At 73.8% G+C, this 23,417-nt stretch carries 23 protein-coding genes and 1 pseudogene; 12 read left to right on the top strand and 12 right to left on the bottom strand.

Going from position 1 to position 23,417, the window contains the following annotated elements; genetic code table 11:
• Positions 1-4 precede the first annotated feature (4 nt).
• Positions 5-238 (bottom strand): DUF6480 family protein, encoded by a 234-nt coding sequence (locus D9753_RS33355; protein WP_121790389.1) that lies wholly within the window; start codon positions 236-238, stop codon positions 5-7.
• Between the two features lie 150 nt (positions 239-388).
• On the opposite strand from D9753_RS33355, the gene D9753_RS33350 reads away from it, so the two are divergent.
• The 5 genes from D9753_RS33350 to D9753_RS33330 all read left to right on the top strand — a co-directional run bounded on the left by D9753_RS33350 (position 389) and on the right by D9753_RS33330 (position 7,078).
• Positions 389-2,287 carry an AMP-dependent synthetase/ligase gene (locus D9753_RS33350; protein ID WP_121790388.1) on the top strand — a complete coding sequence of 633 codons (1,899 nt, stop codon included), beginning with the start codon at positions 389-391 and terminating at the stop codon, positions 2,285-2,287.
• A 153-nt stretch (positions 2,288-2,440) separates the two neighbouring features.
• The gene (locus tag D9753_RS33345) at positions 2,441-2,875 is read left to right on the top strand and encodes an ATP-binding protein (protein WP_121790387.1); all 435 of its coding nucleotides are present in this window, start codon (positions 2,441-2,443) and stop codon (positions 2,873-2,875) included.
• A 195-nt stretch (positions 2,876-3,070) separates the two neighbouring features.
• Positions 3,071-4,447, top strand: coding sequence for an NAD(P)/FAD-dependent oxidoreductase (locus D9753_RS33340; RefSeq protein WP_163010857.1), 1,377 nt, complete (start codon positions 3,071-3,073; stop codon positions 4,445-4,447).
• A 99-nt stretch (positions 4,448-4,546) separates the two neighbouring features.
• On the top strand, positions 4,547-4,756 hold the full coding sequence (locus D9753_RS33335; RefSeq protein ID WP_121790385.1) for a DUF4287 domain-containing protein: 210 nt from the start codon (positions 4,547-4,549) through the stop codon (positions 4,754-4,756).
• A gap of 66 nt (positions 4,757-4,822) precedes the next feature.
• Positions 4,823-7,078 (top strand): FUSC family protein, encoded by a 2,256-nt coding sequence (locus D9753_RS33330; protein WP_240468511.1) that lies wholly within the window; start codon positions 4,823-4,825, stop codon positions 7,076-7,078.
• A gap of 4 nt (positions 7,079-7,082) precedes the next feature.
• Here the strand turns inward: D9753_RS33330 and D9753_RS33325 are convergent, their stop codons facing one another.
• Together D9753_RS33325 and D9753_RS33320 are read right to left on the bottom strand one after the other, a co-directional pair.
• Positions 7,083-7,937 (bottom strand): SigB/SigF/SigG family RNA polymerase sigma factor, encoded by an 855-nt coding sequence (locus D9753_RS33325; protein ID WP_121790384.1) that lies wholly within the window; start codon positions 7,935-7,937, stop codon positions 7,083-7,085.
• A gap of 232 nt (positions 7,938-8,169) precedes the next feature.
• Positions 8,170-8,598, bottom strand: a complete 429-nt coding sequence (locus tag D9753_RS33320; RefSeq protein WP_121790383.1) for an ATP-binding protein — start codon at positions 8,596-8,598, stop codon at positions 8,170-8,172.
• 125 nt (positions 8,599-8,723) lie between these two features.
• Here D9753_RS33320 and D9753_RS33315 point away from each other — a divergent pair, with 125 nt between their 5' ends.
• Both D9753_RS33315 and D9753_RS33310 read left to right on the top strand, forming a co-directional pair.
• Positions 8,724-8,966: a hypothetical protein gene (locus tag D9753_RS33315; protein ID WP_121791422.1), complete on the top strand. Its 243-nt coding sequence runs from the start codon at positions 8,724-8,726 to the stop codon at positions 8,964-8,966.
• Between the two features lie 273 nt (positions 8,967-9,239).
• Positions 9,240-9,695 (top strand): cyclic nucleotide-binding domain-containing protein, encoded by a 456-nt coding sequence (locus tag D9753_RS33310; protein ID WP_121790382.1) that lies wholly within the window; start codon positions 9,240-9,242, stop codon positions 9,693-9,695.
• Between the two features lie 50 nt (positions 9,696-9,745).
• Here D9753_RS33310 and D9753_RS33305 read toward each other — a convergent pair whose 3' ends face one another.
• Both D9753_RS33305 and D9753_RS33300 read right to left on the bottom strand, forming a co-directional pair.
• Complete coding sequence (locus D9753_RS33305; protein WP_121790381.1) at positions 9,746-11,044, bottom strand: MFS transporter; 1,299 nt, start codon at positions 11,042-11,044, stop codon at positions 9,746-9,748.
• 85 nt (positions 11,045-11,129) lie between these two features.
• Positions 11,130-11,744 (bottom strand): LysE/ArgO family amino acid transporter, encoded by a 615-nt coding sequence (locus D9753_RS33300; RefSeq protein WP_121790380.1) that lies wholly within the window; start codon positions 11,742-11,744, stop codon positions 11,130-11,132.
• A gap of 66 nt (positions 11,745-11,810) precedes the next feature.
• Here D9753_RS33300 and D9753_RS33295 point away from each other — a divergent pair, with 66 nt between their 5' ends.
• Both D9753_RS33295 and D9753_RS33290 read left to right on the top strand, forming a co-directional pair.
• Positions 11,811-12,698, top strand: a complete 888-nt coding sequence (locus D9753_RS33295; protein WP_121790379.1) for a LysR family transcriptional regulator ArgP — start codon at positions 11,811-11,813, stop codon at positions 12,696-12,698.
• A 488-nt stretch (positions 12,699-13,186) separates the two neighbouring features.
• Positions 13,187-13,438 (top strand): WhiB family transcriptional regulator, encoded by a 252-nt coding sequence (locus D9753_RS33290; protein WP_121790378.1) that lies wholly within the window; start codon positions 13,187-13,189, stop codon positions 13,436-13,438.
• Between the two features lie 61 nt (positions 13,439-13,499).
• Here the strand turns inward: D9753_RS33290 and D9753_RS33285 are convergent.
• The 5 genes and pseudogenes from D9753_RS33285 to D9753_RS33265 all read right to left on the bottom strand — a co-directional run bounded on the left by D9753_RS33285 (position 13,500) and on the right by D9753_RS33265 (position 18,816).
• A pseudogene (locus tag D9753_RS33285) lies at positions 13,500-13,951 on the bottom strand (DUF6098 family protein).
• Positions 13,952-14,032: 81 nt separating this feature from the next.
• The gene (locus tag D9753_RS33280) at positions 14,033-15,880 is read right to left on the bottom strand and encodes a sensor histidine kinase (RefSeq protein ID WP_121790377.1); all 1,848 of its coding nucleotides are present in this window, start codon (positions 15,878-15,880) and stop codon (positions 14,033-14,035) included.
• 25 nt (positions 15,881-15,905) lie between these two features.
• Complete coding sequence (locus D9753_RS33275; RefSeq protein WP_121790376.1) at positions 15,906-16,610, bottom strand: response regulator transcription factor; 705 nt, start codon at positions 16,608-16,610, stop codon at positions 15,906-15,908.
• A 20-nt stretch (positions 16,611-16,630) separates the two neighbouring features.
• The gene (locus tag D9753_RS33270) at positions 16,631-17,365 is read right to left on the bottom strand and encodes a L,D-transpeptidase family protein (RefSeq protein ID WP_121790375.1); all 735 of its coding nucleotides are present in this window, start codon (positions 17,363-17,365) and stop codon (positions 16,631-16,633) included.
• A gap of 41 nt (positions 17,366-17,406) precedes the next feature.
• Positions 17,407-18,816, bottom strand: a complete 1,410-nt coding sequence (locus tag D9753_RS33265) for a M1 family metallopeptidase (protein WP_121790374.1) — start codon at positions 18,814-18,816, stop codon at positions 17,407-17,409.
• Between the two features lie 259 nt (positions 18,817-19,075).
• On the opposite strand from D9753_RS33265, the gene D9753_RS33260 reads away from it, so the two are divergent.
• Complete coding sequence (locus D9753_RS33260) at positions 19,076-19,426, top strand: DUF488 domain-containing protein (protein ID WP_121790373.1); 351 nt, start codon at positions 19,076-19,078, stop codon at positions 19,424-19,426.
• A 3-nt stretch (positions 19,427-19,429) separates the two neighbouring features.
• Here the strand turns inward: D9753_RS33260 and D9753_RS33255 are convergent, their stop codons facing one another.
• Together D9753_RS33255 and D9753_RS33250 are read right to left on the bottom strand one after the other, a co-directional pair.
• Positions 19,430-21,103, bottom strand: a complete 1,674-nt coding sequence (locus tag D9753_RS33255; RefSeq protein WP_121790372.1) for an FAD-binding dehydrogenase — start codon at positions 21,101-21,103, stop codon at positions 19,430-19,432.
• 49 nt (positions 21,104-21,152) lie between these two features.
• The gene (locus D9753_RS33250; RefSeq protein ID WP_121790371.1) at positions 21,153-21,779 is read right to left on the bottom strand and encodes a TetR/AcrR family transcriptional regulator; all 627 of its coding nucleotides are present in this window, start codon (positions 21,777-21,779) and stop codon (positions 21,153-21,155) included.
• A 133-nt stretch (positions 21,780-21,912) separates the two neighbouring features.
• Between D9753_RS33250 and D9753_RS33245 the strand changes: the two genes are divergently transcribed.
• Together D9753_RS33245 and D9753_RS33240 are read left to right on the top strand one after the other, a co-directional pair.
• Positions 21,913-22,542, top strand: a complete 630-nt coding sequence (locus tag D9753_RS33245) for an alpha-ketoglutarate-dependent dioxygenase AlkB (protein ID WP_121790370.1) — start codon at positions 21,913-21,915, stop codon at positions 22,540-22,542.
• A 102-nt stretch (positions 22,543-22,644) separates the two neighbouring features.
• A complete protein-coding gene (locus D9753_RS33240) occupies positions 22,645-23,412 on the top strand; it encodes an MBL fold metallo-hydrolase (RefSeq protein WP_121790369.1) in 768 nt (255 codons plus the stop codon).
• Positions 23,413-23,417: the final 5 nt, after the last annotated feature.

The raw sequence follows: 23,417 nt of genomic DNA, 5'->3' as shown, positions 1-23,417 counted from the left end.
CCGGTCAGAGGATCAGGACCAGGGCGTAGACCAGGAAGAAGGCCGCGATCAGCACGACCAGCAGGAGGATCAGGGTCAGCGGGGCCTTGGCCCAGCCTCTGCGCCGGGCCTCCGGCTGACGGGGCCCCGCCTCGGGCATGCTGCTCTCGGCGGGCGGGGTCTCGCCGGGCGGGACTCCCCCGCCCGGCTCCAGTCCGGTCGTGCGCTCGGGTTCCGGATCGGGGTTCACGTAGCTCATGCCGTACGAGTCCCCAGAACACGACCGGATCATCAGCCGATCACGACTTACCCGTTCCCGGCACCGAACGCGCTCACCTGGGCTACATTCGAGCACCGCCGACACCGAGCCGGTCGGCGGAGTGACCCTCCGTACACCCAGGAGCAGCGCATGCGGAACGTCGCCCTCGCTCCGGCCGTCACCCCGCCGTTCACCGGCGGCCTCGCCGACAGCGTCTTCGAGACGGCGGACCGGAACCCCACCCTGCCGATGCTCGCGCGCCGCGCGGATTCCACCGCGACCGGGTGGGAGGAGGTGACGGCGGTCGAGGTGCGGGACGAGGTGGTGGACGTGGCCAAGGGCCTGATCGCCGCCGGCGTCTCGCCGGGCCACCGGGTGGCCCTGATGGCCCGCACCCGGTACGAGTGGACGGTGTTCGCCCACGCCCTGTGGGCCGTGGCCGCGGAGGTCGTGCCGATCCATCCGGCCGCCTCGCGCGACCAGGTCGAGTGGATCCTGCGGGACGCCGGCTGTGTGGCCGTGGTCGTGGAGGACGAGCAGGGCGTCATGACCGTCGGCACCGTCTGCGCCCGGCTGCCGCTGCTGCGGCACGTCTGGCAGTTGGACGCGGGCGCGCTGTCCGCACTGGCCGAGCGGGGTGCGGTGGTGCCGTACACGACCGTGGAGTCACTGCGCCGGATCGTGCTGCCCGACGCCACGGCGGCCGTCGTCTACACCTCGGGCACCTCGGGCCGTCCGATGGGCTGCGCGCTGAGCCACCGCGGTCTGGCCCACCCCTGCGACACCCTGCTGACCGGCTGGGGCCACACCGCCGCCCCCGCGGGCGAACAGGCCGCCGTACTGGCCTTCCTGCCGTTCTCCCACGTCTACGGGATCATGATCATGCTGACGTGCGTGCGCGGCGGGATCCTGCTGGGGCACGAGCCGGAGCTGACCGAGGCGGCACTGGCGTCGGCGCTGGCCACGTTCCGGCCGACGTACCTGTACGGCGTGCCGTCGGTGTTCGAGAAGCTGTACAAGAACTTCCTGCGGGCCGCGCAGAAGGAGGGCCGGGGCGCCCTGTTCGAGCGGGCCGCGCGGACCGCGCGGGACTTCGCCGCGGCCGAGGAGCGCCGGCGGCTGGGCACCGGCCCGGGACCCGGACTCGACCTGAGGCTGCAACACGGCCTGTACGAGCGGACGGTCTACCGCCGGCTGCGGGCGGCGCTCGGCGGCCGGGTGGTCCGCGGCACCTCCGGGGGTTCCTCCCTCGACCGCGGTCTGTCCCTGTTCTACGAGGGCATCGGCGTCTACGTCCACGACGGGTACGGGCTCACCGAGTCCTGCGGCGGGATCACCATGCAGCCGCTGGGCCGGGAGAAGTCCGGGACGGTGGGCCGGTCCCTGCCGGGCACCGAGGTCCAGGTGGCGGACGACGGGGAGATCCTGGTGCGCGGGCCGTCGGTGTTCCAGGGCTACGTCGGCGACGAGGCGGCGACGCGGGCCGCGCTGCGCGGGGGCTGGCTGGCCACCGGGGACATCGGACGGCTGGACTCCGAGGGCTATCTGACGATCACCGGACGCAAGAAGGACATCATCGTCACCAGCGGCGGCAAGAGCGTGGCCCCGGCCCTGCTGGAGCAGCGGCTGCGCATGCATCCGCTGGTGCACCAGGCGGTGGTGATCGGGGACGACCGGCCCTGTGTCGGCGCCCTCATCACGCTGGACCCGGACTTCCTCACGCACTGGCGGGCCGCCCTGCGGCTCCAGGGGGACGTCACGGGCCGGGAGGCGCGGGAGGAGAACGCGCTGCGGGAGGAGATCGCACGCGCCGTCGCCTCCGCCAACAGTGCGGTGTCCCGCGCGGAGTCCATCCGGGTCCACCGTGTCCTCCCGGAACCGTTCGCACCGGAGAACGGGCTGCTCACGCCGTCCATGAAGCTGCGGCGGGCCGCCGTCGTACGGCACTACGCGGCCGAGATCGAGGCGATGTACCAGGCGCGTTCCCGGGGACGGCGGGGCCCGTCGGAGACAGCCGAGTGGGACGAGCCGGACGACGTCTTCCGCTGAGCACGCGCACCGCGGGGCCGCTGTGCCGAGGGGGGACGGATAGCCTGCCCGGCTCGGGGAACCCGCAGCGCAGGCAGAGATCAGCAACGACGACCGTCCTGGTCGTGATGGGGCCGGCCCGGCCCCGTCACCACCCGGACCGGGGAATGCGAGATGGCGACGGAGCCGCGTTGGGACGAGACACCGCCCTCGGAGGAGACGTACGAGCGTACGGTCTCCTTCCCGGGGGAGCTGCGCAACGTCACGGAGGCCCGGCTCGCGGCGGAGCAGTACCTGGACGCGCTCGCCGTGAGCGCACCGCCGGGCGCGCCGGAGTACTGGGACGACATCCTGCTGGTCGTGACGGAGCTGGCCGCGAACGTGATCCAGTACGCGCCCGGCCCGTTCGACCTGCGGATGCGCCGCACCTTCGACGGGGTGCACGTGACGATGCGCGACACGAACACGACCAAGCCGGAGCCGAGACCCTTCCACCCGCGTACCGGTGGCGGCGGCATCGGCTGGCATCTGGTGCACACCCTGTGCACCCAGGTGAGCGTCGTCGTGCACGAGCGCGGCAAGGACATCCACGCGTTCCTGCCCTGGTGACAGGCGTTCGACGTGTAGGCGTACGCCAACCGGTTACTCCGCCCCGTGCGGGGGCACGCTGATCCCCACGCGTTCGTCTGCCTGCCGTACCCGGCTGGCGGAACGGCTCGAGGCACGGTGCGATCGAAGTCGGTGCACAGCGATCCGGGGCAGGCGAACGGCGTCGAGTCGGACCGCCCGGAGCCGCAGAAAGGGATGAACACCGTGACACGACCCAGGATCCTGGTGGTCGGCGCAGGCTTCGCCGGAGTGGAGTGCGTCCGCCGCCTGGAGCGGAAACTCGCCCCCGGCGAGGCCGACGTCACGCTGGTGACGCCGTTCGCCTATCAGCTCTACCTGCCGCTGCTGCCCCAGGTCGCCTCCGGCGTGCTCACGCCGCAGTCGATCGCCCTCTCCCTGCGGCGCAGCAGCAAGTACCGCACCCGGATCATCCCGGGCGGTGCCATCGGGGTGGACCCGAAGGCCAAGGTGTGCGTCGTCCGCACCATCACCGACAAGATCGTCAACGAGCCCTACGACTACATCGTGCTGGCACCGGGCAGCGTCACCCGCACCTTCGACATCCCGGGCCTGGTCGAGCACGCCTTCGGGATGAAGACGCTCGCCGAGGCCGCCTACATCCGCGACCACGTCATCTCGCAGCTCGACCTCGCCGACGCCAGCGAAGACCCGGTCGAGCGGGCCGCGCGGCTCCAGTTCGTGGTGGTGGGCGGCGGGTACGCCGGCACCGAGACCGCGGCCTGTCTGCAACGGCTCACGCACGCGGCCGTACAGCGCTATCCGCGCCTGGACCCGGGCCTGATCAAGTGGCACCTGATCGACATCGCGCCCAAGCTCATGCCGGAACTGGGAGACAAGCTCGGCCGCAGCGCACAGGAGATCCTCAAGCGGCGCGGCATCGAGGTCTCGCTGGGCGTGTCGATCGACAAGGCCGGCCCGGAGGAGGTCACCTTCACCGACGGCCGGGTCGTGCCGACGCACACCCTGATCTGGACGGCGGGCGTGGTGGCCAGCCCGCTGATGGCCACGCTCGGCGCGGAGACGGTCCGCGGCCGGCTGGCGGTGACCGCGGAGATGTGCCTGCCGGGCCACGACGGCGTGTTCGCGCTCGGCGACTCGGCCGCCGTACCGGATCTGGCGAAGGGTCAGCAGGGCGCGGTCTGCCCGCCCACCGCGCAGCACGCCATGCGGCAGGGCCGGAAGGTCGCCGACAACGTCATCGCGGCGCTGCAGGGCCGGCCCCTCCAACCGTACGAGCACAAGGACCTCGGCCTCGTCGTCGACCTCGGCGGCAGGGACGCGGTGTCCAAGCCGCTGGGTGTCGAGCTGCGCGGGGTGCCCGCGCAGGCCGTGGCCCGCGGCTACCACTGGTCGGCCCTGCGCACCAACGTCGCCAAGACCCGGGTGATGACCAACTGGCTGCTGAACGCGGTCGCGGGCGACGACTTCGTGCGCACCGGTTTCCAGGCCCGCAAGCCCGCCCGGCTGAAGGACTTCGAGTTCACCGACTCGTACCTGACGCCGGAGCAGGTCCGGGCCCGGGTGGAGGGCGCGGCCCTCGACCAGCGATGATGTGACGCGGATCACCGGTGGACCGCCGATCATTCCCGACCGGACCGGCGGTCTTCTACGGTGACCGCACACCACGTCACACGGACGGAGCACCCCGGCATGACCGAGAAGGCTGTGAAGGGCCCGGCGAGCTACTTCCCCTCGATCGAGAAGAAGTACGGCCGCCCGGTCGGCGAGTGGCAGGAGCTGATCCGCTCCTCGCCGCTGACGAGACACATGGAGCTGGTGGCCTGGCTCAAGTCCGAGCACGGCCTCGGGCACGGGCACGCCAACGCCCTGGTGGCCGCCACCCTGGCCGGGGACGAGTAGCCCGGCGCCGCGTGCGATGCTGGGTCGGAGATCATTTTCTGGCACGGGAGAGAGCGCGGCGGCGTGTTGAGGGCAGTGGGACGGTCGGGACGGGTACGGATCTGGGACCGGCTCGCGGCCTCGGATCCCGGGCTGCTGCGGCTGACCGCCGGGCTGCGCACGGTCGTCGCCATCGCTCTCACCCTCGCGGTGCTCGCCGCGCTGCGGGTGCCGGTGCCCGAGCTGGTGGCCGGCGCGATGGCGGCCATGGTCGCCACCTTCGCCGTCCGGGAGAAGCAGCGCGGCCCGCAGGCCGTGACCCTCGCGCTCGGCCTGCCCGTCGCCCTGGCCTCGGTGGCGCTGGGCGCGCTGCTGAACCAACGGGTCGTCGCGGGCGACCTGTTCTTCGTCGCCCTCATCTTCAGCGCCGTCTACGGCCGCCGGTTCGGCGACCGCGGCACCGCCCTGGGGCTCATCGGCTTCCAGATCTACTTCCTCTCCCTGTTCGTGCACGCCACCGTGTCCACGCTGCCGACGTTGTGCGGCGTCCTCTGCGTGGCGTTCGCGTGCAGCGCGACCGCCCGGTTCGTGCTGCTGCCGCAGACCCCGGCGGGCACCCTGGACCGGATGCGGCGGGCCTTCCGCGCCCGGCTGGCCCAGCTCATGGCCACCCAGGCCGAACTCCTGGACGCCGGACCCGACGCGGTCGAGAAGGTCCTGGACGACCTGCGCACCGGCACCGCGCGCCTGCATGAGACGGCACTGCTGGTCCAGGGCCGGCTCGAGGACGGCACCTCCGACGCGGCGGTGGCCCGGCTGCTCCAGCGCCGGATCGCCGACGCCGAGATCGCGGCCGAACGGCTCGGCCTGCTGCTGCTCACCGCGCGCAGCGCCGAGCGCACCGACACCCTCACCCTGCACCTGCCCGGCGCCTCCGTGCCCTCCTCGGGCACGCTGCCGGTGCGGGACGAGGCGACGGACGCGCTGCGCCGGGACCTGGGGGCGCTACGGCTGCTGATGCTGCGGCCCGCCGGGGAGGCCGCGGGCACCGCGTTCGCCCACGTACGCAACCGGCTGCTCGGCTACCGGGACGAGGAGAACCTGCCCGTGGCCTCCCCGGCCGTGCAGGACGTCTTCCGTGGGCTCGGCGAGGCCGCCCGGGCCGCGCTGGGCCTGCGGCTCGCCCTGGACGGCCCGCAGGACGAGTCGGACGACAGCCCGGCGACCGTCCGTTCCCGCGAGGAGCTGGACGCGGAGGACGCCGCCATCGAGGTGAGCGAGGAGGCCGAGCGGGAGGAGGCCGAGCCGGCCGGCCTGCAACGGCCCACCACCCGGGCCGCGGTCCAGGTCGCCGTCGGCTCCGCGCTGGCCATCACCGGCGGCGAGCTGCTGTCCAGCCAGCGCTGGTACTGGGCGGTGCTGACCTGCTGGATCGTGTTCCTCAACACCGCCTCCACCGGCGAGATCCTGGTGAAGGGCTACCGGCGGCTGTTGGGCACGGTGCTCGGCGTGGTGGCCGGCATCGGGCTCGCCGCACTGGTGGGGCCCCACACGTGGACGGCGTTCGCGCTGGTGCTGCTGTTCATCTTCGCGATGTTCTACACCGCGCCCCTGTCGTACACGCTGATGTCGTTCTTCGTGACGGCCATGCTGGGGCTGCTGTACACGCTGCTGAACACCTACAGCACGGCGGTGCTGGTGCTGCGGATCGAGGAGACGGCGCTCGGCGCGGCCTGCGGGGTGATCGCGGCGGCCGTGGTGCTGCCGGTCCACACCGACCGACGTACCAACGACCTCCTGGTCGCGGTCCTGGACCGGCTCGCCGACGTCACGCGGGGCGCCGTCGACCAGCTCAGCGGCGGGGCGGGCGGCGACCTGGTGGAGCAGGCGCGCGAGCTGGACCAGGCGCTGGCCGACCTGCGCGCGGCCACCCAGCCGCTGACCCACCCGATCACCCCGCTGCGCTCCCGGCGGAACACCGCCCGGTACGTGGTCGCCCTGCTGGAGACCTGCGCGTACCACGGGCGTTCCCTGGCGGCCACCGCGGAGCTGCTGCCGACGCATCCGTCGATCGCGGCGGACCCGCGGCTGCGGGGGGCGTGCGGGCGGATCGTGCACAACATCGGGGTTATCGCCGCGCATGTGGGGGACCCGAGGTCCACGGCGGAGATGGAGACCGGCCCCAGCATCGCGTCGATGCTGGAGCCGGGCACCCTGCGACTCCCGCGCTACGGCCGGGTGACCGACCGGGTGCTGCGCCATCTCCAGCGTCTGGACGAGGCGGTCTCCGGCCTGGCGCGGCCGTTGGGCGTCGCCGGTGGTCCGGCGGCGCCGGGCAGGTGAGCCGTCACCGCGGTTCGCCGCCGGGACGGCGGTTGCCGAGCACCTCGTCGCGGACGCGGGCGCAGCTACGGCTGATGAGCCGGGAGACGTGCATCTGGGAGATGCCGAGCCGGTCGGCGATGCGGCTCTGCGTCATGTCCTCGAAGAACCGCATGTACAGGATGGCCCGCTCGCGCTCGGGCAGCCGGCGCAGCCCTTCCTTGGCGGCCTCGCGGTCGACGACGACGTCGTACGAGCTCTCCGTCGCGCCGAGGGTGTCGGCGAGGCTGTAGCCGTCCTCGGCGGCGGAGAGTTCGGCGTCCAGCGACAGGGTGCTGAAACTCTCCAGTGCCTCCATGCCCGCGGACACCTCTTCCTCGGTGAGGCCGGTGTGGGCGGCGATGCCGGCGACGGTGGGCTCGGGGCTGCCGGGGTTCTGGGTGAGTTCGCGCCGGGCCACCCGCACCCGGTTGCGCAGCTCCTGCACCCGGCGCGGCACCCTGAGGGCCCACATCCGGTCGCGGAAGTGCCGCTTCACCTCTCCGGTGATGGTCGGCACCGCGTAGCTCTCGAAAGCTCCGCGGGACGGGTCGAACCGGTCGATCGCCTTCACCAGGCCGAGCGCGGCCACCTGGCGCAGGTCCTCGACGGACTCCCCGCGGTCACGGAACCGGCCGGCGATGCGGTGGGCCATGGGGAGCCACGCGGTGACGAGTTCGTCCCGTACGGCGTCGCGCTCGGGGCCGTCGTCCAGTTCCGCCAGCCGGGTGAAGAGTTCCGCGGTCTCCGGGGCGTCGTCGTGGCTCCGCCGACCGGGCGCCGCGGAGGCACCGGTGGTGGCGGTCGTGCCGGGACGGCTTGTCGACATGTCGGTCAGCATGCGGAATCGCTCCTGAACGGGGTTTCAGGGCACTGCGCCGGAACCTGGTTCCGGATCCTGCCCGAACGGTGGTGTCAGGGGTTCCCGCGGGTGAGCCGCCGGCCCGCCGGAAGCGGGCCCGGGCGGCGGTCGTGATACCCGCCGGGCGCGCGCCTCCAGTCCGAAGCACGAGGTTCCGTCTGCCCCTCGCCCTCACGGGCAAACGCCGCTGAACGGAACTTCGGGAACCGCTTCAGTGCAGCGGCACGACGGCCGTGATGCGCTTGCCGCCGCGGGGCAGCCCCGCCACCCGGATGTCCCGGGCCAGCCGGCACACCAGGGACCAGCCGCGGCCGCCGGGAAGGGCGCGGTCCTGCCGGTCCGTACGGGTCACCGGGAACGCGTCGCTGCGGTCGCTCACCGAGACCCGGACGCCGCCGGGGTCCACGTCGACATCGAAGCCGGTGATGCCGCCGCCGTGCACCAGGGCGTTGGTGGCGAGTTCCGAGGTGACCAGGAGCGCGTCCGCCACCGCCCGCGGCGGACAGGACAGGGAACGGGCACGGCACCGTTCGGCCACCGCGCTCTCGACCGCTCTGCGGGCGTCGGCCGGCCTGCGCGGCAGTCGCCGGGGCGGTTCCGCCAGGGTGACGGAGGTACCGGTGTGACGCTTGTCGAGCATCCTTTTCCTCCCTGATCATGCCCGTTTCGCAGTTGTCGTTCCCTTTTCACCTGACCCTTCGGAGCGACGCCAAACACCCGTCGCACACCTGTCATCTCCGTGCGGTGCGTGGGTATCCGGTGGGCATGACGGATGTGGTGGACGCGGACGAGTTGTTGCGGCGGATCCGGCGGGGCCGGGACTGTGCTGCCGATGAGGAGCGGGCCTGGCGGGAGCGGGCCCAGGGCCTGACGGCCACGGATCCGGAGGGAGCGCGGGAGGCGGCGGTCCGGGCGGAGACGTACGCGGCGGTGCTGCGGGTGCTGGACGAGATCGTGAGTCCGGGCGCGGCCGCGGCGCGGGCGGACGAAGTGAAGCGGGTCACCTGACCTGGTTCCGGCGGGACAGCAGCACCCAAGATGGTTTATTATTCATACATACGTGATGCCGGAGCGGCGCGGAACCGTCCTTCCCCCTCTCCCCGCGTCACCGCATACGGCCCTGGCTGGCCTCCCCCGTCCAGCCAGGGCTTTTTGCTGCCCACGGCGGCGCGGGAACACGCGGATCCCCTCCCTTCGAGGTGCCCGGCGCGGCGCCAGCGGCTGAAATGGGCTTAGCGACATCATCCGAACCGCAACCGCCGCCGGCGAGGAGCCCCGCGTATGACCAAAGCGATCAAACTGCTCACCGCCCTCCCCCAGGCACAGCGCGAGCGACTGATGGAGCTGGCCGAGGAGGTCTCCTTCCCGGAGGACAGGCGCATCTTCGAGGCGGGCGGTACCGCCGACCGGTTCTGGGTGGTCCGTTCGGGCGCGGTCCATCTCGACCAGCAGGTGACCTCCCGGCAGCGGGTGACCGTGGCCACGCTCGGCGCGGGCGACATGCTCGGCTGGTCCTGGCTGTTCCCGCCGTACGAGTGGGACTTCGGGGCCGTGGCGTTCAGCAACGTGCGCGCCTACGAGTTCGACGGGCCGTCGGTGCTCGCGCTGTGCGTGGAGGATCCGCTGCTCGGGCTGTCGCTGGTGCGGACGGTGGCCGAGATCCTCGCCCACCGCCTGGAGACGACCCGCGGAAAGCTGATGGACCAGTACGCGATCCGCCGGCGGGGACCGCTGTAGCCGTCGGCGGTGACGGGGACCGCCGTGAGCGGCCGGCTGGGCGGCCGGCGTCAGACGCGGTAGCGGCGCAGGGCCGGGACCGCTGCCGTCAGCGCGAGCATCGCGACGACGACCAGCGCACCGCCGCCCGCGACGGCGGCCCGCGGGCCGAACGCCGAGCCGGCCGTGCCGTGCAGCACGTCGGCCAGGCGCGGGCCGCCCGCCACGACCACCGTGAACACCCCCTGCATCCGGCCGCGCATCTCGTCGGTCGCGGCGGACAGCAGAATGGCACCGCGGAACACCGTCGAGACCATGTCGGCGACCCCGGCCACGGCGAGGAAGGCCATGGCCACCCACAGGTTGCCGCTCAGCCCGAACCCGGCGATGGCCACGCCCCAGCCGACGACCGCGCCGATGACCATCCAGCCGTGCCGGCGGGCCCGGGAGAACACGCCGGAGAAGAGGCCGCCGAGCACCGCGCCGACCGGTATGCCGGCGAACAGCACACCGAGCGCGAGGCCCGAGCCGTACGAGCCGTACGTCTGCGCGGCCAGCTCGGGGAACAGGGCGCGGGGCATGCCGAGGACCATTGCGACGATGTCGGCGAGGAAGGACAGCAGCAGCACCTTGTGCCGGGCGATGTACCGGAACCCGGCCGCTATCTCGCGCACCCCGGCCCGGCGGGCGGCGGGTCCGCCCAGCGGCGGCAGCCCGGGCAGCCGGAAGACGGCCCGGACGGTCACGCACAGGGCCAGCGCGTCGACGAGGTACAGCGCGGGCAGTCCGATGACCGGGATCAGCGCGCCGGCGAGCAGCGGGCCCGCCACCAGCCCGGTCTGCATCACCGTGGAGCCGAGCGCGTTGGCGGCGGGCAGTTGCTCGATGGGGACGAGCCGGGCGATGGAGGCGCTGCGCGCCGGGGAGTTCAGTCCGAAGAACGCCTGTTGCAGCGCGAGCAGCACCATCAGGACCACGACCGAGTCTAGGCCGGTGACGGCCTGCGCCCAGAACAGCAGCGAGGTCACGGCGATGCCGGTGTTCGTGACCAGCAGCAGCTTGCGGCGGTCCACGGTGTCGGCGACCGCCCCGCCCCACAGCGCGAAGGCCACCATGGGCACGAGGCCCGCGAGGCTCGCGTAGCCGACCCAGGCGGAGGAGTGGGTGATGTCGTAGATCTGCTTGGGTACGGCGACGGCGGTGAGCTGGCTGCCGACGGCGGTGACGATGGTCGACGACCACAGGCGCCGGTAGGCGGGGATCCGCAGGGGGCGGGTGTCCATCGCCCAGCGGCGCCAGCCGCGCCGGGGCGGGGCGGGGGCCGCCGGCGCCTCGCGGTCGGTTCCGGTACTGCTCTCGCTGGTGTCCACGGGTGTCCTGGTTGCTCGTTACATCTTTCTGGCTTCGAGAGCCTGACTATTCCAGGAACTCCCGCGCACGCCGAACGAATTCGGCTCAGGAACCGGCGATCAGGGTCACACCCAGGACCAGCATCGTGACGGCGACCAGGCCGTCCAGCACCCGCCAGGCGCCCGGCCGGGCCAGGAACCGGCCGAGCAGCCGGGCCCCGAAGCCCAGGGAGGCGAACCAGCACACGCTGGCGAGTGCGGCACCGAGCCCGAACGTCCAGCGCAGCGGGCCGCGGTCGGCGGCGAGGGAGCCGAGCAGGAACACGGTGTCCAGGTAGACGTGCGGGTTCAGCCAGGTCATCGCCAGGCAGGTGAGCACCGCCCGGCGCCGCGAGCCGGCCGCCTCGCCCTCCGCCCGCAGCCCCGTCCCGGCCCTGAGCACCCGGCGGGCGGCCAGGGCGCCGTAGCAGAGCAGGAAGGCGCCGCCCACGATCCCCACCGCCCGCAGGGCGCCCGGCCAGGCCACCACGACCGCGCCGACCCCGCCGACCCCGAGCGCGATGAGCAGCGCGTCCGACAGGGCGCAGATGCCGACCACGGTGAGGACGGCGTCGCGGCGCACCCCCTGCCGCAGGACGAAGGCGTTCTGGGCACCGATGGCGACGATCAGGGAGAGGCCGGTGCCGAAGCCGGCGGCAGCGGCGGTCAGGGCGTGGTTCATGCCGTCGACGCTAGACAAGGCCCGGCTGCAAGTACAGCTAAAGATTCTTACGTATCCTTAGCTCCCATGATGAGTGAGCTGCCCCTGGAGCAGGTGCGCACCCTGCTGGCCGTGGTGGACGAGGGCACCTTCGACGCGGCCGCCGCCGCGCTGCACGTGACGCCGTCCGCGGTCAGCCAGCGGGTCAAGGCGCTGGAACAGCGCACCGGCCGGGTGCTGCTCCAGCGCACCAAGCCGGTGCGGCCCACGGAGTCCGGTGCGGTGCTGGTGCGGTTCGCCCGGCAGCTTGCCCGGCTGGAGCGGGACGCGTGGGGCGAGCTGGGGCTCAACGGCACCGGCGAGCCGACCCGGGTGTCCGTCGCGGTGAACGCCGACTCCCTGGCGACCTGGTTCCTGCCGGCGCTGTCCCGGGTCGCGGGCCTCTGCTACGAACTGCACCGGGAGGACGAGGACCACACGGCGGCGCTGCTCCGCGAGGGTCTGGTGATGGCGGCGGTGACCTCGTCCCCCGACCCGGTGCCCGGCTGCACGGTCCGGCCGCTCGGCCGGATGCGCTATCTGCCCGTGGCCGCCCCCGGGTTCGCCGCCACCCACCTGGCCGGGCGGCCCCTGACCGAGGCGCTCCCCCGGGTGCCCGTCGTGGTCTTCGACCGCAAGGACGACTTCCAGGACGGCTTCGTGCGCCGGCTCGGCCGCGGGTCCGCCGGTCCCCACCGGCACCTCGTGCCCACCTCCGAGGGGTTCCTGGACGCGGTCGCCGCGGGGCTCGGCTGGGGCATGATCCCGGAGGCGCAGGCCGGCCCGCTGCTGGAGCAGGGGCGACTGGCCGTGCTCGCCCCCGGCGAGTGGATGGACCTCGCGCTGTACTGGCAGCAGTGGAAGCTCGACTCGCCCGCGCTGGCGGCCCTGGCCGACGCGGTGACGGCCACCGCGGCCGAGGCGCTGCGCCACTGAGACGCTGAGACGCTGAGACACGGCGGCACCGCGGCACCGGATCGCTGAGCCACCGGAGCACCGACACACGGGGACACCGGAGCACCGGGACGCCGGAACATCCGGGCGCCTGGACACCGGGACACCAAGGCGCCGAGGAAATCCACGGGCGGTCATCTGGCGGGCGGGTGGGGCGCCGTGGCGGCACGGACGTGGTCCGGCGATGAGGAGACGGCCGTCGGGCGGCCCGCTTCCCCAGCCCCAACTCCCCTCCCCCGGAGCCTCCTTGGGCGGCCGACGGGCCGCCGCCCCCCGCGGTCCCGCCCGTTGACCACGCACGTCTCCCGGCGGGTCCCCGCGTGCCGCCCGGGCGGCCGGGACGCGTCTGTCGCCCGATCTTCTCCGGTTGTGCCGTTTCACGCCGTCGTGACCGGTCACCCGCATCCCAGCACACTTTCGACAGGCACGGACGACTCCGAGACGACCTCGACCCGAACCAGGAGACTTTGATGGACAACTGGCGCGACCATGCCGCGTGCCGTCAAGAGGACCCCGACCTGTTCTTCCCGATCGGCACGACCGGTCCGGCGCAGGTGCAGGCGCAGCAGGCCAAGGCGGTGTGCGGACACTGCCCGGTCCGGGAGCAGTGCCTCGGATGGGCACTGGACACCGACCAGAGCGTCGGCATCTGGGGTGGCACGACGGAGCTGGAACGCCGGGCGCTGCGCCGCCGCGCCCGCTCCCGGCCCCGCTCGGGGTGACCGGCGGTGACAGCGGGGGCCCGGCGGCCCCCGCAGCCGGGTCGGCGGCCTCGGTGGCCGGTCAGCGGCTCCCGCGGCGCAGGGTGCCCCACTCCCGCTCCTGCCGGGCCACCTCGGCCCTCGCCGCGTCGATCACGTCGCCCGCGATCCAGCTCAGCGGCTCGACATCGGCCACGAGCGGTTCGTTGTCAGGGCCCCCGGCCCGTCTCCCGGCCCGTCAGGACCCAGGGACGGACGCCGGGGCCCTTCTCGTGCGGCAGGTGCGCGTAGTCGTACAGGCGGCGCGCCACCCACAGCTCCCGGGAGCGGTCCTCCCACCAGGTCTCGACGTCGAGCGGGTTGGCGGACAGCCCGGGCATGGGCACGCCGGTCAGCTCGTCGGTGCTGGAAACGCGGTCGAGGTCGGTGGCGGGCCCCCTGGACCACCGCACGTACAGGCGCCGGCGCCGTTCCACCAGGGCGGGCCACCTCGGTGAGCGTGGCCAGGACCGGCAGGCCGTCCGCTGTGCTCATGGCATGACCTCCCTCGGCTGCGCGTGCGCGACCGGAGTACCCCTGGCGCTCGCCGAGAACCGGACCGGGGGCGTCCGGTCGTCAGGCCGCGTCGCCGGGCGGCGGCGCGCCGGGCAGCCGCAGGGTGAACACCGCGCCCGCGCCGTGCTCGCTCGCGGCCTCGGCCGTGCCGCCGTGCGCGGTGACCAGGTGGCGGACGATGGGCAGGCCGAGGCCGCTGCCGCCGGTGCGGCGGCTGCGGGACTTCTCCGCGCGCCAGAACCGGTCGAAGACGCGCGGCAGGTCCTCGGGCGGGATGCCGTGGCCGGTGTCGGTGACGGTGAGGACGACGTCGTCGCCGTCACGGCGGGCGGCCAGCGTGACGGTGCCGCCGACGGGAGTGTGCCGCAACGCGTTGGAGACCAGGTTCCCGAGCGCCTGCCGCATGCGTACCGGGTCGGCGTCCAGCCAGGCCGTGCCGTCGGTGTCGGTGCCGGTGCCGGCGCGCAGCCCGACCCCGGCGGCGCCGGCGGCGACCCGGTGCGCGGCGGCGACCTGGTCGAGCAGGTCACCGGCGCGCAGCGGCTCCCGGTGCAGGCGCAGCGTGCCGGCATCGGCGGCGGCGAGGTCCTGGAGGTCGTCGATGATCCGCTGGAGGACGAGCGCCTCCTCGTGCAGGGAGTCCAGCAGGCCCGGGTCGGGGTCCACGACCCCGTCGCGTACGACCTCCAGCCAGCCGCGGATGTTGGTGAGCGGGCTGCGCAGCTCGTGGGCGATGTCGCTGACCATCGCCCTGCGCTGGGCCTCCAGCCGCTCGCGGCGCTCCGTGAGGCCGTTGAAGGCCTCGGCGAGGATGCCGGTCTCGTCCCGGGTGGTCACCGGTACGCGCACGTGCAGCTCGGGCGGCTGCTGCGCGGCAAGGGTCAGCGCGCGCAGGGGCCGTACCAGGCGGACGGCGACGACGGCGGTCACGGCGACGGTGACGGCGAGGACCAGCCCGGCGACGCCCACCACCTTGGCCTTGTTGGCCGGCGACATGTCGAAGCGGGCCGGGTTCTGGTCGCCGATGCCGAGGAACAGTTCGGCCGCCGGGGCGGCGTAGGGCTCAAGCTGGGTGCGGCGGGCGGCGAGCACGCAGCGCTGGGCCGTCCGCGCGGCGGCGCCCTTGCCCTGTGCGGCGTACTCGGCGAGGAGGTAGCGGGTGCCGAAGGGGTCCTTGCCGCCGGGGTCGAAGGTGGGGAAGGGCCGGCCGCCGAGTTCGGGGGCCGCCTGTCGCAGGCAGGGCCGGGCGAGATCCGACAGCCTGTCCAGGGCCCGCTGTTCCGTGGGCGTGGGGGTGTTGAGCCGGCCGTCCTCGCACACCGACGCGTCGTATCCGGCAGGGTCGGTGCCGTCCCCGGCGGTGACCACCGGCCGCCCGCTCGCCGTGCGGGTGACGGCGGCCCGGCGGCCGTAGCGCTCGTAGCACCGCTCGCGTACGGCGGCCAGCGCGTCCAGTTTCGTCCGCTCCGCGGCCGGGAGCCGGTAGGGGCCCACCACGCGCGGGTCGATGCCGCTGAGCTGGGCGCCGGACTCGGTGTACGTGTCGGTGCGCAGCGGGTCCACGGTGGCGGCCGGCCGGGGCGGCAGCGGGGTGCCGCGGGGCGCGGAGTCCGCGACGAGGGTGCGGTCTGCGGTGGTGAGCGCGATCCGGCGGCCGGTCCGCGCGGCCAGCTCGTGGACGGTGTGCCGGACGCCCGCCCAGTCCGGGTGGGTGGCGGCGTAACCGCTGAGCCGGGCCAGGATGCGGTTGTCGGCGGCCAGGTCCTGGCCCTGCTCCTCCTTCAGCGCGCTCGTGGTGGTGGTCACGGCGAGCCAGGCGGTGGCGGCCACCGAGCAGACGGCGATCAGCGCGGAGCCGAACAGGAGCCGCACGAGAAGCCGCTTGCGCAACGGGATCCGGCGCGTCACGGGCACCCCCCACCCCCCGACGGCGTCACGTCCGGGCGCCGGTCAGCTTGTAGCCGACACCGAACACGGTCAGCAGGCGGGCCGGGCGGCGCGGGTCGGCCTCTGTCTTGCGGCGGAGGTTCATGATGTGCACGTCGACGGCCCGTTCGGTGGACGCCCGGTCGAAGCCTCGGGTGCAATGCAGCAGTTGGCGCCGGGTGAACACCCGCTCCGGCTCGCCGGCCATGGCCAGCAGGATCTGGAACTCGGCCGGCGTGCACTCCACCAGGGCGCCGTCGCAGCGCACCTCGTGCCGCACCGGGTCGACGCTGATCCCGGCGGCCCTCACGACGGGGTCCTCGCCCCGGGCGCCGTCGCCCCGGCCGCTGCGTCTGAGGACCGTACGGATACGGGCCATCAGCTCGCGCGGGCTGTACGGCTTGGTCATGTAGTCGTCGGCGCCGAGGTCGAGGCCGAGCAGCACGTCGTCCTCGGCGGAGCGGGCGGTGAGCATCACCACGGGGATGTCCGGGCCGGCGCCGCCGCGCAGCGCCCGGCAGACGCCGAAGCCGTCGACGACCGGCAGCATCAGGTCGAGGACGAGGAGGTCGGGCCGCAGCCGGCGGGCCGCGTCGAGCGCCGCCGCGCCGTCGTGCACCACCGTGGCGGTGTGCCCCTCGGCCAGCAGGGAGCGGCGGATGAGTTCGGCCTGTTTCTCGTCGTCCTCGGCGACCAGCACATGTGCGCACACGAGTTCGGAGTGTAGGCCGCTCAGCGGGCGAGCCAGTCGGCGTGGCCCATGACGACGACCGGATGCCGGTGCGTTTCGAGCGTGCGCAACAGGGTCTTCATATGGGCCTTGGCGACGCTGACGCAGCCGTGGGTGGGGCCGCCGTGGTCGACGTGCAGCCAGACACCGCCACCGCGTTCCGGGCCGAGGGGCCGGGTCCAGTCCAGCGGTGTGGTGCCGGGCCTGCGGTTGTAGTCGATGGCGATGACGTAGTCGAAGGAGCCCTCGAGCGGCTCGCCGCGGAAGCCGGTGCCGGGCGAGCGGAATCCGCCGGACCGGTGGTACGGGAGTCCGCTGCCGGGGTCCGGGAGCCGGCCGCCGGCGTCGGAGAGGGTGTAGACGCCGAGCGGGGAGCGCAGGTCGCCGGACATGTGGTGGGCGCTCCAGCCGTGCAGCGCGTTGTGGGCGGGCCAGGCGGGGCCCGACTGCCAGCCGTCGGGGGTGCGCTGGTGCAGGACGACGGTGCAGTGCGGGGAGTCGCTGCCGCGTCCGCTGACGACGACGGCCTGCCTACAGCGCGCGGGTATCTCCGCGGACCGTCCGGACCCGAGGCCGGGTATGCTCCGCGGGGCCGGCTGCGTGGACGTCGGGTGGGCGGGCGCCGGCGCCGGACGGCGGGACGGCGTCCGGCGCTCGGTCGCCTCGGCTCCGCCGCCGCAGCCGGTGAGCAGCAGCGGGGAGGCGAGGGCGGCGAGGGCGGATCTGCGTCGGATCATGGGTCGATCTTGCTCGCCGGTTGTGTGGAACTGGTCAGGTTTCAGGCGCTGTCCGGCTTGCCCGGCTCGTACAGCCAGGTGTGGAACAGTTGTTTGAGCTGCTTCCCCGAGGTCTGCTCGGCAAGCCTCACGAACTGTGCCGTCGTCCCGTGTCCCCCGCGGTGCCCGGTCGTCCAGGCGCGCAGGACGCGGCGGAAGTCCTTGTCGCCGACGGCCCGGCGCAGCTCGTGCAGCGCCATGGCGCCGCGGGCGTAGACGGGGGTGCCGAAGATGCGGGCGCCGCTGCCGGGGTCGCCGGGCGGGTAGGCCCACAGTCCGTCGCTCGCGGGGCGGGCGTAGAGGGCGTCGAAGGCCTGCTGGGCGCTGCGGCCGCCGTGCTGCTCGGTGTAGAGCCACTCGGCGTAGGTGGCGAAGCCCTCGTTGAGCCAGATGTCCTGCCAGGCGGTCAGCGAGACCGAGTCGCCGAACCACTGGTGGGCGTTCTCGTGGACGAGGGTGGCGAGGTCGGGTGCGGAGTCGTAGACGGGCCGGGTCTGGGTCTCCAGGGCGTAGCCGACGTCCGGGGCGTGGTCGACGATCGAGCCCGCGGCCCGGAACGGGTACGGCCCGAACAGCGTGCTCTCCCACTCCAGTACGGAGGGGAGTTCGCGCAGGACGGGTGCGGCGGCCCGCGCCTCCCGGGCGTCGACGGCGTTGTACACCTGGATGCCGTCGCGGGTGGTGTACCGCTCGATCTGGAACTTCCCGATGGTGGCGGTGGCCAGGTAGGCGGCCATGGGCCGGGTCTCGCGCCAGCGGAAGGTGGTCCGGCCGTGGGCGGTGCGCCGCCCGAGCAGGACGCCGTTGGCGACGGCGGTGCGTCCCTCGGGCACGGTGATCGTGAAGTCGTACGAGGACTTGTCCTTGGGGTGGTTGTCGGCCGGGAACCAGGTCATCGCGCCCTGCGGCTCGCCCGCGACGAACGCGCCGTCGTCGGTGGGGATCCAGCCGTCGGCCGAGCCGTCGGGATCGGTGACCGGCTCCGGGGTGCCGTGGTAGGCGACCGCGACGCGGAACTCCCGGCCCGGGCGCAGGGCGTGGCGCGGGGTGACGACGAGTTCCTGGCCGTCGCGCCGGAACGCCGCCGTGGCGCGGTCGACGGTGACGGAGGTGACCTTCAGGCCCTTCAGGTCGAGGTCGAAGCGGGTGAGCCGCTGGGTGGCGCGGGCGGTGAGGACGGCGGTGGCGTCCAGGCGGCGTGAGGTCGTGTCGTAGCGCAGCGTCAGGTCGTAATGGCGGACGTGGTATCCGCCGTTGCCGCTGAGCGGGAAGTAGGGGTCACCGGCGCCGGACGCGCCGGTGGTGCCCGGCGCGGCGGGTCCGGCGGCGCCGATGAGGGCCGCGACGGCGACGGGGACGGTGGCGAGGGCGGCGGTACGGCGGCGGGCGGGCTGTCTGCGCGGTGGCGTCACGTGCGTTCCTCCGGGGTGGCCGGTGATCGACTGGCCGCCAGACTAGGCGGGGCGGGGCCGCGGTCTCCCTCTTGTTCCGGTCAAGTCCTGCCGCTCCCCGGGTGAGGCCCGTCGGCCGGGCCGTGTCGCGTCGCCGCGCGGAGCATGCCGCTCCCCCGGGTGAGGCCCTTCGGCCGGTCCGTGTCGCGTCGCCGCGCGGTGGGCGGGGTGCGCCGCAGTACGCTCGCGGGACCGTCCGCGACCCGAGAGGGGCCCCAGCGTGAGCGTGCGCCTGCGCCGGATCTACGAACCGCCCGAGCCGGACGACGGCCTGCGCGTCCTGGTCGACCGGCTGTGGCCGCGCGGCCTCGCCAAGGACGCGGCGCGCGTCGACGAGTGGCCCAAGGCGCTCACCCCGTCCACCGAGCTGCGCCGCTGGTACCACGCCGGCGAGGGCGGGTACGAGGAGTTCCGCCGCCGGTACGAGGCGGAACTGGGGGCCCCGGAGGCCGCCGCGCTGCTCGACGGCCTCCGGGACTCGGCCCGCGGGGGACCTGTGACGCTGCTGACGGCGTCGAAGGCACCCGGGAAGAGCCACGCCCACGTCCTCCTGGACCTGTTGCGGAGCTGATGTTCAGGCCGTGAGCCCGGCGGCGTGCCGGCCCGCCGCCCGGCCCGAGAACAGGCAGCCGCCGAGGAAGGTGCCCTCCAGGGCGTTGTAGCCGTGGACGCCGCCCCCGCCGAACCCCGCCACCTCGCCCGCCGCGTACAGGCCCCCGATCGGTGTGCCGTCGGTGCCGAGGGCGCGGGAGTCGAGGTCGGTCTGGATGCCGCCGAGGGTCTTGCGGGTCAGGACGCGCAGCCGGACCCCGACGAGGGGGCCCGCGGCCGGGTCGAGGATGCGGTGCGGGGCGGCGACCCGGCCGAGCCGGTCGCCGATGTAGCGGCGGGCGTTGCGGATGCCCTGGACCTGGGCGTCCTTGCTGTAGGGGTTGGTGATCTGCAGGTCGCGGGCCTCGATCTGGCGGCGCACCTCGGCCGCGTCGAGCAGGTCCTCGCCGGTGAGCGCGTTCATCCTGGCGACCAGTTGCTCCAGGTTCCCCGCGGTGACGAAGTCGGCGCCGTGGTCGAGGAAGGCCCGCACGGGTCCGGGGGCGCCCTTGCCGAGCAGCCGGTCGCGCAGGACGGCCTTGCGGTCCTTGGCGGTGATGTCGGGGTTCTGCTCGGACCCGGAGAGCGCGAACTCCTTCTCGATGATCTTCCGGGTGAGGACGAACCAGGAGTGGTCGTACGCGGCGATGTCCTCGGTGGTGCGCAGGTGCCGGAGGGTGCCGAGGGTGTCGTAGCCGGGCAGGCAGGGGTCGGGCAGCCGGCGGCCGAGGGCGTCGAGCCAGACGGAGGAGGGGCCGGGCAGGATGCGGATGCCGTGGCCGGGCCAGATGGGGTCCCAGTTCTGCAGGCCCTCGGTGTAGTGCCACATGCGGTCGCGGTTCACGAGCCGTACGCCGGCCTCGGCGCTGATGTCGAGCATGCGGCCGTCGACGTAGGCGGGGACACCGGTGACCATCTCGGCGGGCGGTGTGCCGAGCCGCTCGGGCCAGTACCGGCGGATGATGTCGTGGTCGGCGCCGATGCCGCCGGTGGTGACGACGACGGCCTGGGCGGTCAGTTCGAAGTCGCCGGCCCGGTCGCGGCCGGAGGGGGCACCGCGCGGGGAGTCGTCGGGGGTGAGGACGGTGCCCCGCACTCCGCGGGCCGTGCCGCCCTCGATGAGCAGTTCGTCCACCCGGTGGCGGTGGTGGAAGGTGAGCAGCCCGTCCCGGGCGGCCTGCCGGGCGTGGCGCACGAAGGGCTCGACCACGCCGGTGCCGGTGCCCCAGGCGATGTGGAAGCGCGGTACGGAGTTGCCGTGGCCGTCCGCGCGCAGGTCGCCGCGCTCGGCCCAGCCGACGGTGGGCAGCAGCTCGATGCCGTGCCCCTGGAGCCAGGACCGCTTCTCGCCGGCCGCGAACTCGACGTAGGCGCGGGCCCAGCGTACGGCCCAGGTGTCCTCGTCCTCGAGCCGGTCGAAGCGAGCGCTGCCGTGCCAGTCGTTCCAGGCCAGGTCGAAGGAGTCCTTGATGCCGAGCCGGCGCTGCTCGGGCGAGTCGACGAGGAAGAGCCCGCCGAAGGACCAGAACGCCTGGCCGCCGAGGTTGGCGGCGTTCTCCTGGTCGACCAGGGCCACCCGGCGGCCCCGGCTGGTGAGTTCGTGTGCCGCGACCAGGCCGGCGAGGCCCGCTCCGACGACGATGACGTCCGCGTCCATGACGACTGTGTCCTTCCTTGCGGTGCTCGCAGCCGGTCCGTGCCGGTGTTCAAGCGGGGATGCGGCTGCCGTCCGTGAGCAGCGCGGTGAGGAGTTGCTTGAGCCAGGTCCGGGCGGCCTCGGCGTCCCGGTCCAGGAGAAGCTGGGTGGTGACCCCGTCGTAGGCGGCGACCACGGCGTGCGCTGCGCCGTCCACGTCACCCAGCACGGCGGGGAGTTCGGTGTGGCCCCGGGCCCGCAGGAGCCGGTCGGCGACGGCCCGCCGGAGCCGGGTGCGGTGGTCGAGGAGGGTCCTGGCGACCACCGGGTCCCGGGCCGCGTGCACCAGGAAGTCGGTCTTGACCAGCAGCCAGTCCACGTCGAGCAGCAGTACCTCGGTGACCCGGTCCACGGAGGCGGGGACATCGAGGTCGGGCCCGTCCTGGGCCAGCGCGTCGGCCACCTGGGAGGCGATGAGGTCGGCGCGTTCCCGGTAGAGGGCGAAGAACAGCTCGTCCAGGGTGGCGAAGTTCGAGTAGAAGGCGCCCCTGCTGTACCCGGCCGCCTCGCAGACCTCCTCGATGGCGACCCGCCCGAAGCCCTTGGCCGCGAACACCTGGAAGGCGGCGTCGAGCAGCCGGGCGCGGGTGCGGCCCCGGCGCCGGGTGACGCGGCGTCCGGACGTGTCGTTCTCCATGGGCGGCCCGCCTCCGTTCGATACGCGAATGTATCGGATACATCGATGTATCGAAAGGGGCCGGAGGCGGGCCGCCGCCGGGCCCGGATGATCACATGGGAACGTATTTTCGATTACGGAGTACGCTGGCAGCATGGCCACGCACCTCCAGGGCTCCCTGTTCGACCAGACCGACGAGCTGCGGCTCGGCCCGCTCGGCGGGCTGCGCCGGACCGAGCTGGACGCCGGCGCCTGGATCGACGTCCTGCCCGGCTGGCTGAGCGGGGCCGACACCCTGTTCGAGCGGCTGGCGGCGGACGTGCCCTGGCGGGCGGAGCGCCGCGCGATGTACGACCACGTGGTGGCCGTGCCCCGTCTGCTGGCCTTCTACGGAGCGGCGGACCCGCTCCCCCACCCGGTCCTGGACGAGGCCCGCGCCGCCCTGTCCCGGCACTACGCCGAGGAGCTGGGCGAGCCCTTCACCACCGCGGGGCTGTGCCTGTACCGCGACGGCCGGGACAGCGTGGCCTGGCACGGGGACCGGATCGGACGGGGTGCCCGCGAGGACACCATGGTGGCGATCCTCTCCGTCGGCGCGCCCCGGGACCTGCTGCTGCGCCCGGCCGGCGGAGGCGGCGGCACACTGCGGCGGCCCCTCGGCCACGGCGACCTCATCGTGATGGGCGGCTCCTGCCAGCGCACCTGGGAGCACTGCGTACCCAAGACCACCCGGGCCACGGGACCGCGCATCAGCATCCAGTTCCGGCCGCACGGGGTGCACTGACCTCCCCGGAGCCGGCCCCGCGCGCCCGGCCCTTCCGGTGCGGGGCGCGGCCCGGTCTGGTTGGCTGTCCCCGACGACCGCCGCTCAGGGCTCGGAGAGAACATGCGGGCAGACGTACGCCAAGTCGCCGAAGACACCTACCTGGTGCACGGCCACCACACCAACTGGGTCATCCTCAAGGACGGCGACGCCGTCACCCTGGTCGACACCGGGTACCCGGGGGACCGGCAGGGGCTGCTGGAGTCCCTCGCACAGGTGGGCAGTTCACCGGAGGCGGTCGCGGCCGTCCTGATCACCCACGCGCACAACGACCGCCTGGGTTCGGCCGAGCACCTGCGCACCACGCACGGCACGCCCGTCTATCTGCACCCCGCCGAAGTCCCGCACGCCCGGCGGGACTTCCTGCAACAGGCCACCATCGCCGACGTGGTCCGCAATGCCTGGCGGCCCGGCGTCCTGCCCTGGGCGGCGCACGTCGTCCGCGTCGGCGGCACGGAGCAGCACCCCGTCACCGCGCCCGAGCCGTTCCCGGCCGAGGGCCCGCTCGACCTGCCGGGCCGGCCGGTCCCGGTGCACACCCCCGGGCACACGGACGGCCACTGCGTCTACCACCTGCCGGGAGCGGGCATCGTGATCTCCGGGGACGCCCTGGTCAGCGGGCACGCCACCTCGCGGATCAAGGGCCCGCAGCTACTGCCGGACTTCTTCCACCACGAGCACGCCCGGGCGGTGGCCTCCCTGGACGTGATCGCCGCGCTCGACGGCGACATGCTGCTGCCCGGACACGGGCCCCTCCACCTCGGCCCGGTGCGGGCCGCCGCCGAGCAGGCCGGGGCACGCGCCTCGGGGAACAGGCGTACGGGGCCGTAAGGTTC

Origin of the sequence: Streptomyces dangxiongensis (assembly GCF_003675325.1) — a bacterium.
Lineage (GTDB): Bacteria > Actinomycetota > Actinomycetes > Streptomycetales > Streptomycetaceae > Streptomyces > Streptomyces dangxiongensis.
This window is presented reverse-complemented; position numbering and strand designations above follow the sequence as displayed.